Origin of the sequence: Mesorhizobium sp. NZP2298 (assembly GCF_013170825.1) — a bacterium.
Taxonomy (GTDB): Bacteria; Pseudomonadota; Alphaproteobacteria; order Rhizobiales; family Rhizobiaceae; genus Mesorhizobium.
Genome location: NZ_CP033365.1, coordinates 381,036 through 393,156 on the forward strand (window position 1 = coordinate 381,036; position 12,121 = coordinate 393,156).

The 12,121-nt window shown below is 62.9% G+C and carries 10 protein-coding genes; 6 read left to right on the top strand and 4 right to left on the bottom strand.

Annotated features, from left to right (window positions below; genetic code table 11):
- The 3 genes from EB231_RS01725 (at window position 1) to EB231_RS01735 (ending at window position 4,193) form a co-directional block, all read left to right on the top strand.
- On the top strand, window positions 1-1,401 hold the full coding sequence (locus EB231_RS01725; protein WP_172347321.1) for a glutamine synthetase family protein: 1,401 nt from the start codon (window positions 1-3) through the stop codon (window positions 1,399-1,401).
- Window positions 1,402-1,488: 87 nt separating this feature from the next.
- Window positions 1,489-2,724, top strand: coding sequence for a putative DNA modification/repair radical SAM protein (locus EB231_RS01730; protein WP_172347322.1), 1,236 nt, complete (start codon window positions 1,489-1,491; stop codon window positions 2,722-2,724).
- Window positions 2,725-2,726: 2 nt separating this feature from the next.
- On the top strand, window positions 2,727-4,193 hold the full coding sequence (locus tag EB231_RS01735; RefSeq protein WP_172347323.1) for a UdgX family uracil-DNA binding protein: 1,467 nt from the start codon (window positions 2,727-2,729) through the stop codon (window positions 4,191-4,193).
- 9 nt (window positions 4,194-4,202) lie between these two features.
- On the opposite strand, the gene EB231_RS01740 is transcribed toward EB231_RS01735, so the two are convergent.
- The 4 genes from EB231_RS01740 to EB231_RS01755 all read right to left on the bottom strand — a co-directional run bounded on the left by EB231_RS01740 (window position 4,203) and on the right by EB231_RS01755 (window position 8,579).
- Window positions 4,203-5,468, bottom strand: a complete 1,266-nt coding sequence (locus EB231_RS01740) for a glycerate kinase type-2 family protein (RefSeq protein ID WP_172347324.1) — start codon at window positions 5,466-5,468, stop codon at window positions 4,203-4,205.
- Window positions 5,465-5,968 (bottom strand): heme-degrading domain-containing protein, encoded by a 504-nt coding sequence (locus EB231_RS01745; RefSeq protein WP_172347325.1) that lies wholly within the window; start codon window positions 5,966-5,968, stop codon window positions 5,465-5,467. Before EB231_RS01745 ends, EB231_RS01740 begins: the two co-directional genes overlap by 4 nt.
- A gap of 77 nt (window positions 5,969-6,045) precedes the next feature.
- On the bottom strand, window positions 6,046-7,359 hold the full coding sequence (gene guaD / locus EB231_RS01750; protein WP_172347326.1) for a guanine deaminase: 1,314 nt from the start codon (window positions 7,357-7,359) through the stop codon (window positions 6,046-6,048).
- Between the two features lie 2 nt (window positions 7,360-7,361).
- On the bottom strand, window positions 7,362-8,579 hold the full coding sequence (locus EB231_RS01755) for a urate hydroxylase PuuD (RefSeq protein ID WP_056569160.1): 1,218 nt from the start codon (window positions 8,577-8,579) through the stop codon (window positions 7,362-7,364).
- Window positions 8,580-8,820: 241 nt separating this feature from the next.
- Between EB231_RS01755 and EB231_RS01760 the strand changes: the two genes are divergently transcribed.
- The 3 genes from EB231_RS01760 (at window position 8,821) to EB231_RS01770 (ending at window position 12,117) form a co-directional block, all read left to right on the top strand.
- Window positions 8,821-9,741, top strand: a complete 921-nt coding sequence (locus tag EB231_RS01760) for a LysR family transcriptional regulator (protein ID WP_172347327.1) — start codon at window positions 8,821-8,823, stop codon at window positions 9,739-9,741.
- 121 nt (window positions 9,742-9,862) lie between these two features.
- Entirely contained in the window at window positions 9,863-10,873 is a 1,011-nt protein-coding gene (locus EB231_RS01765) for an LLM class flavin-dependent oxidoreductase (RefSeq protein ID WP_172347328.1), read from the top strand.
- Window positions 10,870-12,117 carry an LLM class flavin-dependent oxidoreductase gene (locus tag EB231_RS01770; RefSeq protein WP_172347329.1) on the top strand — a complete coding sequence of 416 codons (1,248 nt, stop codon included), beginning with the start codon at window positions 10,870-10,872 and terminating at the stop codon, window positions 12,115-12,117. Before EB231_RS01765 ends, EB231_RS01770 begins: the two co-directional genes overlap by 4 nt.
- Window positions 12,118-12,121: the final 4 nt, after the last annotated feature.

The window sequence follows — 12,121 nt, forward strand, 5'->3', positions numbered from 1 at the left end:
ATGGACAATGCCATCGTGACCTCGCCTTCGGGCTCCTCGCCCACCGAGGCGCAAGCCTTTCTCGACGCCCATCCCGAGATCGAAGCCTTCGATATCGTGCTGACCGACGCCAATGGCGTCGGCCGCGGCAAGATCGTGCGCCGCCATGAGCTTAAAAGTATTTTCGAGGGCGGCCGGCACATGCCGATCTCGATCCTCGGCCTCGACATCACTGGCGAGGATGTGCACGAGACCGGGCTGATCTGGACCACCGGCGACGGCGATCTCAGGGCATGGCCGATCCCCGGGACGCTGGTGCCGCTTTATGGAACCAGCCCGCCGCGCGGCCAGGTGCTGATGGCGATGTACCATCTCGATGGCCAACCCATGTCTTCGGATCCGCGGCTGGCGCTGGCACGGCAGGTCGATATCCTCGCGGCCAAGGGCCTTTATCCGGCCGGTGCTTTCGAACTGGAATTCTTCCTGCTGGCCAATGAGCGCGATGCCGAGGGCAAGGTGCAGCCGGCGCGCGCGGTGCTTGACGGTCGTGTCTCGGGCAAGACCGAAGTCTATTCCGTCGACCATCTGCACGGCATGGAGCCGCTGTTCTCGGACATCTACGCCGCGGCCAAGGCGCAAGGCATTCCGGCCGAGACGGTTATTTCCGAATATGCGCCGGGCCAATACGAGTTGACGCTGAACTACCGCAAGGACGTGATGCGGGCGGCCGACGATCTGGTCATGCTGAAACGACTGGTGCGGGCGCAGGCGCGCCGCCATGGTGTCACCGCCTGTTTCATGGCCAAGCCGATCGAGAAATATGCCGGCTCGGGCATGCATTTCCATGTCTCGCTGCAGGACAAGGCCGGCCGAAACGTGTTTGCCGAGGCCGGCGGCGAGAGCTGGTCACTGCCCTTGCTGCAAGGGCTCGGCGGCCTGATCCAGACGATGGCGGAATCGATGCTGGTGTTTGCGCCGCATGCCAATTCCTGGCGGCGTTTCGTTTCGCAATCCTATGCGCCGGTGGCGCCGACCTGGGGTGTCAACAACCGCTCGGTGGCGCTGCGCGTGCCGGCTGGCGACGCCAGGAACCGGCGCATCGAGCACCGGCCGTCCGGCGTCGACGCCAATCCTTACCTGATCGCCGCAACCGTACTCGCCGGCATCATCAAAGGGCTCGACGAGGGGCTCGATCCCGGTCCCGAAACGACTGGAAATGGCTATGAAGCGGCCGTCACGCGTACGACGATGCCGGCCGATTGGCGCGCGGCGATCGAAGCGGCCAAAGCCTCCAGCTTCTTGAAGGGCGCGCTCGGCGAGGACCTGCACCGCACCTTCGTGGCAATCAAACAATCCGAATATCTGCGCGTGGCACGCACGGTCAGCGAACTGGATTATCATCTCTACCTGCATGAGGTCTGATGGCTGAGTGACCCGGCGGCGATCACTTTTTCGCCGCCTGCATCAAATGAGGTGGCATACTGCCTCTCTAGAACATATCATGAACATATGAGCGCACTCACTGTTCGTGAAAAACTTGCGATCCTGTCCGACGCCGCCAAATATGACGCTTCCTGCGCCTCTTCTGGCTCGGCGAAAAAGGATTCGCTGACATCCGGCGGCATCGGCTCCACGGAAGGGATGGGTATCTGCCATTCCTATGCGCCGGACGGGCGCTGCATTTCACTCTTGAAAATCCTGCTCACCAATTTCTGCATCTATGATTGCAGCTATTGCATCAACCGTTCGTCCTCGAATGTGCGGCGCGCCCGCTTCAGCATCGACGAAGTGGTGAAGCTCACCATGGATTTCTACCGGCGCAACTACATCGAGGGCCTGTTCCTGTCGTCAGGCGTCATCCGCTCGCCTGACGAGACCATGGGGGAGATGGTCGAGGTGGCGCGGCGGCTGCGGCTGGAAGAGAAATTTTCAGGCTATATCCATCTGAAAACCATTCCGGAGAGCTCGGCGGAACTGGTCGAGAAGGCCGGCCTCTATGCCGACCGGCTGTCGATCAATGTGGAGCTGCCGACGGACGAGGGCGTGAAGAGGCTGGCGCCGGAAAAGAAGCCGGAGACGATCCGCCTTTCCATGGCGAAGTTGCGCCAGAAGATGGAGGAGAAAGCCGAGCCGACACTCCGGACCAAAAAGCGCGAACGCTTTGCTCCCGGTGGCCAGTCGACGCAGATGATCGTCGGCGCCGACAAGACATCCGACGACGGTATATTGCATACCAGCGCCCGGCTCTATGGCAGTTATCATCTGCGGCGCGTTTATTACTCGGCCTTCAGTCCGATCCCGGATTCATCGTCGTCCCTGCCCTTGCAGAAGCCTCCATTGATGCGAGAGCATCGCCTTTACCAGGCCGACTGGCTGATGCGCTTCTACGGCTTCTCACAGCCGGAAATCCTGGCCGGCAGCAGCGACGGCATGCTCGATCTTACCATCGATCCAAAGCTCGCCTGGGCACTGCGCAACCGGGGGCGGTTCCCAGTCGACATCAACCGTGCCGACCGCGAAGCGCTGCTGCGAGTCCCCGGTCTCGGCACCAAGGTGGTGGCGAAAATCCTGGAAACCCGCCGCCATCGGCGCATGCGGCTCGAAGATGTGGGACGGATTTGCCAGTCGATCGCCAAGCTCAGGCCGTTCATCATCGCCGAGGGCTGGTCACCGGGAGCGCTCACCGACAAGCTGGGCTTGCGCGGCAAGATCGTGCAATCTTGCGAACAACTGGCGCTGTTTTGACCATGCGGCCGGCCGAGCTCAACCTGGCACGGTATAGTGTGCGGCTCGACAGCGAGACCGATTTTGCCGGCTGGCGCGACGCGGCACGGCGGATGGCGTTGAACGAGGTCCGGCCAGAAGACATCAGCTGGCATGTCGTATCCAACTCGGACCAGGGCCAGACGGACTTGCCAGCCATTCCTGCGGGTGCGCAGCTCGTCGTGCCACGCGACTTCATCGCGCGTGCCGAAACCGCCTTCTGCCATTCCGACCCCGGCCGGTTCGCCTTTCTTTACCGGATGCTTTGGCGATTGCGCACGGAGCCGGAGCTGCTGTCGATCGCATCGGATCCCGATGCCAGGCGGCTTGAAGCCATGGAAAAGGCGGTGCGGCGCGACAGCCACAAGATGCATGCCTTCGTTCGCTTCCGAAAGATCGGCGACGGCGACGAGGAGCGCTATGTCGCCTGGTTCGAGCCCGATCATTTCATCGTCGAACGCAATGCGGATTTCTTCGTCAGGCGCTTCACCGGCATGCGCTGGACGATCCTGACCCCTTACGCCTCCGCCGACTGGGACGGCGACAGGCTGGCCATCGGGCCGGGCGCCGCCAAGGCCGATGCCCCGGCTCAAGACGACACCGAGGCGCTGTGGCGCACCTATTTCGAGAACATCTTCAATCCGGCACGGCTGAAGGTGAAAGCCATGCAGAAGGAGATGCCGAAGAAATATTGGCGGAACCTTCCCGAGGCCTCGCTCATTCCAGACCTGATCGCAGGAGCGGACAAGGCCGCCAAGGATATGATTACGAAGATGCCGACGACACCGGCGCTGCACCACGCCAAGGTGCAGGCAAAGCATTGGCCGAAGCGTGAACCAACGCAGACGCCTGAAGATGACGACGCCAGAAGCATTTCAGGGTTGCGCGAGGCCGCGAAAGGCTGCCGCCGCTGCCCGCTCTGGCGCGACGCGACGCAGACGGTGTTCGGCGAAGGGCCTGATAACGCCAAGGTCATCTTCGTCGGCGAACAGCCCGGCGACCAGGAGGACCTCGCCGGCAAACCTTTTGTCGGGCCGGCTGGCAAGGTGTTCGATTCGATACTGGACGATGCAGGCGTCGATCGCCAGAAAGTCTACGTCACCAACGCGGTGAAACACTTCAAATTCGAGCCGCGCGGCAAGCGCCGCATCCATTCCAAGCCGAATGCCGGTGAGGTGCAGGCTTGCCGCTGGTGGATCGACAGGGAATTCGCGCTGATCAAGCCGGAGCTTGCCGTGGCGCTCGGCGCAACGGCTGCACTGTCATTGCTCGGCAAGGCGATCCCGGTGACAAAAATGCGCGGCCAGGTCATCGAACGCGAGGACGGCTTGCGGGTCTTCATCACCATCCACCCGTCCTTCATCCTGCGCATCCATGAGCCGGCGGAGAAGGAAGCGGAGCGCGAACGGTTCCTACACGACATGAAGCAGGTGAAGCGGCTGATGGCCTGAATCGTTTGCCTAACGGACGAGAATTGCCCTCAAATCGTTGACATTCGTCCCGGTCGGGCCAGGCACGAAGAGGTCGCCAACCGCATTGAACGCGGTCCAGGCGTTGTTACCGGCCAGCATCGCCTTGGCGTCGACGCCGGCCGCTCGCATGCGCGCCACGGTCGAGCCGTCGGCGAAGGCCCCGGCATTGTTTTCAGAGCCGTCGATACCGTCGGTGTCGGCTGCCAGGGCGTGAATGCCCTCCACGCCGTTGATGCCGATGGCGAAGGCGAGCAGGAATTCGGAATTGCGGCCGCCCTTTCCCCTGGCGCGCAGTGTCACCGTGGTTTCGCCGCCGGACAGGATCAGCACCGGCTTGTGGAAAGGCCGGTCGCGCGTCGCGACTTCGCGCGCGATCGCGGCATGAACCCCACCAACCTCACGCGCTTCGCCCTCGATAGCATCGGAGAGGATGACGGCTTCGACGCCTTGTCGCTTCGCTTCCACTGCTGCTGCTTCCAGCGACACGCCAGCCGAGGCGATCAAGTGAACCTCATTGCGCGAAAAGCGCAGATCGCCGGGATCCGGCGCATCGGCCGCCGGCGAATTGATATGCGCCATCACCGAGGCCGGCAGGTTCATGCCATAGGCCGATATCGAGGCCAGCGCGTCTTGACGGCCGCCGGTATCCGGCACGGTCGGACCGGAGGCGACAAGGGCCGGATTGTCCCCGGGAATGTCGGAGACAACCAGCGACACCACCTTGGCCGGCCATGCGGCGGCGGCCAACCGGCCGCCCTTGATGGTCGAGACATGCTTGCGGATGGTGTTCATCGCCGCGATCGGCGCTCCGGAGGCGAGCAGCGCCTCGTTGACGGCGATCTCGTCGGCCAGCGTCAGGCCGCCGGCCGGTGACGGCAGCAGCGCCGAGCCACCGCCGGAAATCAGCGCCACGACCAGATCGTCCGCGGTCAGCCCCTGGACCTTTGCAAGCAGCCGCCGTGAGGCCTCGAGGCCGGCGGCGTCCGGCACCGGATGCGCCGCCTCGATGATCTCGATGCGCTTGCATTTGGCGCCATAGCCGTAGCGGGTAACGACCAGCCCTTCGATCGGGCCATCCCAGACTTTCTCAAAGGCCGCCGCCATCTGCGCCGAGCCTTTGCCAGCGCCGATGACGATGACGCGGCCTTTAGGCTTCGCCGGCAGATGGTCCCGGATGGTCCGCTCCGGATCGGCGGCAGCAACGGCGGCTTCGAAGATGGAGGTGAGAAAGGCCTGGGGATCGAGCACGGTCATTCAGATTCCGAAGGTAATGCCAGCCCACGCCTGTCGATACCGAGATGGCCGCACAGCGCATCAACCACAACGCCGTGATCCTCGCGCTCCGGCAGACCGGACACAGCAATCACGCCAATGACGCCGGCGCCCTTGACGGTGACCGGAAAGCCGCCGCCAGCGAGCACATAGTCCGAGATGTCGAGGCCTTCGCCGACCTTGAAGGTGCGGTCGGGGCGCTGCTGCTCCAGCACCATGCGATAGGTGCTTCTGAGGAAGCGCCTGACGACATTGATCTTGCGCCGCGCCCAGTCGGGATTGGAAGCGTTCGAACCAGGCATCGCGGCGTAAAACAGGGGCCGGTCCCACAGCCTGATGTCGACGATGATGGGAAGGTTTTCGGTGATCGCACGATCGCGGATGGCGGAACCGATCTTGAAGGCAACCGCCTCGTCGAAGGCGGAAAAGACAAGGGTTTCTTCCTGTCTCCTGATCAGTGCGATGTCGTCAGCAACGGCCATGTCGTTCCCCTGTCAACTTCGCCGCACGCTTTGACCTATGGCTGCCGCCGGGTCAAGCAAGGACCGCACCTGACGTTCTAACTCGTCATGTCGCTCTTGGCAGCCCGCCCTGCAACATAGACCTCGCGCACGGCGCGGTCGTCGCCCAGCGTCTGCAGCAGAAACAGTTCCTGCGCCAGCGTCTGCGCCGTTTCCATCCTGAGCCGCATCGCCGGCGTCGCCCGGGCGTCGAGCACGACGATGTCGGCATCGGTGCCTTCGTCCAGCGTGCCGATCCTGTCGGCCACCGACAGTGCCTCGGCATTGCCGCGCGTGATCTGCCAGAAGGACTGGAACGGGTTGAGCTTCTCGCCGTTCAGGGCGATCACCTTGTAGCCTTCGTCCATGGTGCGCAGCATGGAGTAATTGGTACCGCCGCCGACATCGGTCGCGGCGGCGATCCGGAGGGCTCTGTCGCGCGTGCGGTAGCGCTGATAATCGAACAGGCCGGAACCGAGGAACAAGTTCGAGGTCGGGCAGAACACCGCCACGGAGCCGCTGTCCGAAAGCGCGTCCGCCTCACGCTCCGACAGATGGATGCAGTGGCCGAACAGGCTTTTCTTGCCCAGCAGCCCGTAATGCTCGTAGACATCGGTGTAGTCGCGCGACCAGGGGTAGAGTTCCTGGGTGAAGGCGATCTCGGCGTGGTTTTCCGACAGATGCGTCTGCATATGCAGGTCGGGATGCTCGCGGCAGAGCGCTCCGGCCATCTCCATCTGCTCCGGCGAAGAGGTGATCGCGAAGCGCGGCGTGATGGCATAATGCTGGCGCCCCTTTCCGTGCCATTCCGCGATCAGCGCCTTGGTGTCGTCATAGCCGGATCGCGGCGTGTCGAGCACGCCGTCGGGTGCATTGCGGTCCATCATCACCTTGCCGGCGATGTTGAGCATGTTGCGGTCATGCGACTCGGCGAAGAAGGCTTCCGCCGAGGCCTTGTGCACCGAACAATAGGCGACCACTGTCGTCGTGCCGTGGCGGACCATTTCGTCGAGGAACAGGCGCGCTATGCGGCGGCCGTGCTGCGCGTTGGCGAATTTCGTCTCTTCCGGGAATGTGTAAGTGTTCAGCCAGTCGAGCAGTTCAGCGCCATAGGACGCGATGATCTGCATCTGCGGGAAATGCACATGCGTGTCGATGAAGCCCGGCAACAAAAGGTGCGGCCGGTGGTCGATCTTCCTCGTACCTTCGCCGGCCTGCTTCTCGACTTGCGCATAGGTGCCTGATGCGACGATCCTGCCGTCACGGATCAAAAGGCCGCCATCTTCGTCGTAACGCCAGGCCGAATGGTCATCGATGGTCTGCGGCCAGCGCACGAAGGACAGCGTGCGGCCGCGCAGAAGTGTCGAGGTCATGCCTATTTCCCTGCGCCTTCGAACCAGGCCACCAGCAACGCCCGTTCCTTGTCTGATATCTGCGAGACATTGGCGGGCGGCATGGCGTGGCTGCGGCCGGCCTGCAGATAGATCTCGCGGGCATGGTTGGCTATGTTGGCGTCGGTATCAAGCATCACGCCCTTGGGCGCGTGATAGATGCCTTCATAGACCGGTTCCTGAGCATGGCACATCGAGCAGCGGCCGAGCACGGTGTCGCGCACGGCCGGGAAGTGCGCCGAGGCGATATAGACTTCCGCCGAAGCGGATGCCTTCGGTTCGCCGGTCAACACCTTAGGCACGGTCGACAGCCAGATGATGATGATGAACAGGACAAGGGCGCCCAGCCAGGTCCAGTGCGGATTGCCGGCACGCTTGTGCACGGTGTTGAAATAATGCCGGATGAGCACGCCGATGATGAACACCAGCGAGGCGATGACCCAGTTGAACTGCGTGCCGAATGCCAGCGGGTAGTGGTTCGACAGCATCAGGAACAGGACGGGCAGCGTCAGATAATTGTTGTGAAGCGAGCGTTGCTTGGCGATCTTGCCGTATTTCGGATCGGGCTTGCGGCCGGCGATGAGGTCGGCAACGACGATCTTCTGGTTGGGAATGATGACCATGAAGACGTTGGCTGACATGATGGTGGCGGTGATTGCGCCCAGATGCAGGAAGGCGGCGCGCCCGGTGAACAGGTGGGTGAGCCCCCAGGCGATGAACACCAGCACGCAGTAGAGCACCAGCATCAGGCCGGTATCGCTTTTTCCAAGCGGCGAACGGCAGAGCAGATCGTAGACCACCCAGCCGACGCCGATCGTGGCCATGGACAAAAGGATGCCGACCGGCACCGACATCGGCAGCACATTGGGATCGATCAGGAACAGGTCGGCCCCGGCATAGTAGACCACGCACAGCATGGCGAAACCGGACAGCCAGGTGGCGTAGGATTCCCATTTGAACCAGGTCAGATGCTCGGGCATCTCGGCCGGTGCAACCAGATATTTCTGGATGTGGTAGAAGCCACCGCCATGCACCTGCCATTCCTCGCCGAAGGCGCCGACAGGCATGCCGGGACGCTGGCGCAGGCCGAGATCAAGCGCGACGAAATAGAAAGACGAGCCGATCCATGCGATGCCGGTGATGACATGCAGCCACCGCACGGCGAAGCTCAGCCAGTCCCAGAAAATCGCGAAATCCATCATTGAAGTCGTCCCTGCCGATTGGGTGACTTTACGGTGTGGCGCGCAAACGGAAAGAGGCGAGGTGTACGATGACTTTCAAAAAAAAATGGAAAATACTACAGCGCCGCGCGTCCTCTTGGACGCGCAAAGGACGCTGTAGAACTTTTTAGCTGGTGCATGATCCTTCCCGAAAATCGATTCCGATTTTCGGGATCATGCACTAGGCTGGTTATACGCAGCCGCATGAGAGCCACGAAACCGCATGGCCTATCTCGACAACATCGCCGTCTTCGTCCGCGTCGTCGAACTCGGCAATCTGTCGGCGGCGGGCCGCGACATGCGCATTTCGCCGGCGGTCGCCTCCAACCGCATCAAGGAGTTGGAGAAGCATCTTGGCGTGCGGCTGTTCAACCGCACCACGCGGCAATTGATGCCGACCGAGCATGGCACGGTTTTCTACGCCGGCGCCAAACAGGTGCTGGAGGCTATCACCGAGGCGGAGGCTGCCGTCTCGGCCCTTTCTGGCCAGCCGCGCGGCACCATCCGCGTGACCGCGCCACTTGGCCTCGGCCGGCGGCTCGTCGCCTCGGGCATTCCCGATTTCCACGATAAATATCCCGATATCGAGGTGCGGCTAAGGCTGTCGGACCACAATGTCGACATCATGAAGGAAGGCATCGATGTCGCCTTCCGGCTTGGCATCATCGAGGATTCCAGCCTCCGGATGCGCGGCATCATGGAATGCGAGCGTGTGCTGGTGGCGGCGCCGAAATATCTCGAGGCGCGCGGCGAACCTGTGGAGCCGCAGGAGCTGATCGGCAAGAAGCATGACTGCCTGATGCTGCGCTATTCCGGCGCGCGCGAATATGTCTGGACCTTACAAACGCCAACCGGGCCCCAGAAATTCGAAGTGCACGGGCCCTACGACACCGACGATGGCGACGTGCTGACCGGCTGGGCGCTGTCCGGGCGCGGCATCATCAACAAACCGCGCTTCGAGGTCGAACCGTTCATCCGCGACCGGCGGCTGAAGGTGATCCTGGCCAACACGCCACCGACGCCGGTACAGTTCGCCGCCGTCTATCCGCACAAGAAGCTGCAGGATCCGAAAGTGCGGCTGCTGCTGGATTTCATGGCCGAGCGCTGCCAACGGCTGATCAACGACATTCTTGCCGGCAAATGATGGCTGACTGGAACCAATTGCTGGCCGGCAAGTGAGCGGCAGTTGGCCCAGCGTCAGCGGTTGCCATCGCTGCGAGCGGCGAACATAGTCCCGGCTCCATTTCGTCTCGCAGGAACCATCGATGGACAACGGCGCCACAATGCATCTTGCCGTTTCGCTGTTGCCGGGGACTTCCGACCTAACGGGTGAACCGGAATTCCCCCGCCTTGTCAGGTTTGTGCAGCAAGCCGAAGCGGCGGCGCTGGACATGGTGCTGCTTGCCGATTCCGCCCCGGCTTCCGACAGCGGTACAGTGAACAATCCGATGCCCTTCGAAGCAACGACTTTACTCGCCGCGCTGGCAACGGTGACGAGCCGGATCGGACTGGTCGCGGCAGCCTCGACAGTCACCCACCAGCCCTACAATCTGGCGCGCCGTTTCGCTTCGCTCGACATCATCAGCCATGGCCGCGCCGGCTGGAACGCGACGATGGCGCGGAGCCCTCGCGAGGCCACGAATTTCAGCCGGCCGGAAGGATTTTCCGACACCGACTTTCGCCGCCGCAGCGAGGAATATATCGGCATCGTTCAAGGCCTGTGGCAGGGCTGGGATGCGGATGCGCTGTTGTTCGACAAAAGCGGCGGACGCTTCCATGATCCCGAGAAAATGCACCTGCTCGACCACAAGGGCGAGTTCTTCTTCGTGCGCGGGCCGCTGAACGTCGCGCGTTCGCCGCAGGATACGCCGGTGCTGGTGCTGTCAGGCCTGTCCGAGCCCGATCTGGATATTGCGGCCCGCACCGCCGATGTCATCTTGCTGGAGAGCGGGTCGGTCGAGAGCGCGAAAGTACGCTATGATGATCTGAAGCGTCGCGCCACGGCGGCTGGGCGCGATCCGGACGCTGTGAAGGTGCTGACGAATATCTCGCTCGCCCCCGATGACAGCTCGGCCACCTTAGCCGATAGGCTGGAAACCCAATTTCGCGCCAAAAGCTGCGACGGATTCAGCATCCATTTGTCACAGCTTTCGGTATTCGACGATTTCTTCAAGCGTGTCGCGCCGGAGTTGCGGCGCCGCGGCCTGTTTCGAGAGACCTATCGCGGGACAACGTTACGCTCGCATCTCGGATTGGCCGGCGGAGGTGAGCAATGACCGCGCAGATGAAGCTCGGCGTCTTCCTGTGGGCAACAGGCCACCACATCGCCGCATGGCGCCATCCGAAGTCCCATGTCACCGCCGGCATCGACATCGACCACTACATCCAGCTGGCGCGCACGGCGGAAGCAGCGAAGTTCGACATGATCTTCTGCGAGGACGCCGCCGGTCTGCGCGAGGCCAATATCGGCATCGGCAGCCAGACGTCGCGCTCGATCGGCTTCGAGCCGATCAGCCTGCTGTCGGCGCTCGCCGTCCAGACCAGCCGCATCGGCCTCGTTTCCACCGCCTCGACGAGCTACAACGAACCCTACGGCCTGGCGCGGACGTTTCTGTCGCTCGACCATCTCAGCGGCGGCCGCGCCGGCTGGAACCTCGTCACTTCGGCAAGTCCCATCGAAGCCGCCAATTTCGGCGCGACGGGTCTCAAGCCCCATGCCGATCGCTATGAACGAGCGCGCGAATTCGCCGAGGTCGTCACCAGCCTTTGGCACGGCAAGGCTTCCGGCCATGCCGGCCAGAGCTTTTCGGTGCGCGACCCGCTCGACCTGCCGCGCTCGCCGCAGGGCGCGCCGGTCATGGTCCAGGCCGGCGCCTCGGATGTCGGCCGCGATCTTGCCGCCCGCACCGCCGACGTGGTGTTCACGGCGGCGCAGACCTTCGAGGAGGCCAAGGCCTTCCACGACGATCTCAAGGCACGCATGGCTGCCTATGGACGTGAGCCTGACGACATCAAGATCATGCCCGGCGTCTCGCCCGTGGTGGCGGAAACCGAGGCCGAAGCCCGAGAGAAACACGAGGAATTGCAGGAGCTCATTCCCGACGATGTCGGCGTGGCGCTGCTCTCCAGCTATCTCAGCATCTCCGATCTGTGGCGTTACCCGATCGACGGGCCGCTGCCCGAACTGCCGGAGAGCGAGGGCATGAAAAGCCGGCAGGCGCTTGTCGTCGAACAATCGCGCCGCGATGGCCTTTCCATCCGCCAGCTTGCCCGCCATTTCGCCGGCGCGCGCGGCCATTGGCGCATTGTCGGCACGGCGGCGCAGGTCGCCGACGAGTTGCAGGCACGGTTCGAGGGTGGTGCCGCCGACGGCTTCAACGTGATGCCGTCTTATTTCCCGGGCGAGCTCGATGCCTTTGCCACGCTGGTCGTGCCGGAACTGCAGCGGCGCGGTCTGTTCCGCCGGGACTATGAAGGCCTGACGCTGCGCGAGCATCTGGGTTTGAAACGGCCGGCCTGAGCCG

Excerpts from the sequence above, each read along its gene's own strand:
- EB231_RS01725 (WP_172347321.1), top strand. The coding sequence starts at position 1 with ATGGACAATGCCATCGTGACCTCGCCTTCGGGCTCCTCGCCCACCGAG.
- EB231_RS01730 (WP_172347322.1), top strand. The coding sequence starts at position 1,489 with ATGAGCGCACTCACTGTTCGTGAAAAACTTGCGATCCTGTCCGACGCC.
- EB231_RS01735 (WP_172347323.1), top strand. The coding sequence starts at position 2,727 with ATGCGGCCGGCCGAGCTCAACCTGGCACGGTATAGTGTGCGGCTCGAC.
- EB231_RS01740 (WP_172347324.1), bottom strand. The coding sequence starts at position 5,468 with ATGACCGTGCTCGATCCCCAGGCCTTTCTCACCTCCATCTTCGAAGCC.
- EB231_RS01745 (WP_172347325.1), bottom strand. The coding sequence starts at position 5,968 with ATGGCCGTTGCTGACGACATCGCACTGATCAGGAGACAGGAAGAAACC.
- guaD (WP_172347326.1), bottom strand. The coding sequence starts at position 7,359 with ATGACCTCGACACTTCTGCGCGGCCGCACGCTGTCCTTCGTGCGCTGG.
- EB231_RS01755 (WP_056569160.1), bottom strand. The coding sequence starts at position 8,579 with ATGATGGATTTCGCGATTTTCTGGGACTGGCTGAGCTTCGCCGTGCGG.
- EB231_RS01760 (WP_172347327.1), top strand. The coding sequence starts at position 8,821 with ATGGCCTATCTCGACAACATCGCCGTCTTCGTCCGCGTCGTCGAACTC.
- EB231_RS01765 (WP_172347328.1), top strand. The coding sequence starts at position 9,863 with ATGGACAACGGCGCCACAATGCATCTTGCCGTTTCGCTGTTGCCGGGG.
- EB231_RS01770 (WP_172347329.1), top strand. The coding sequence starts at position 10,870 with ATGACCGCGCAGATGAAGCTCGGCGTCTTCCTGTGGGCAACAGGCCAC.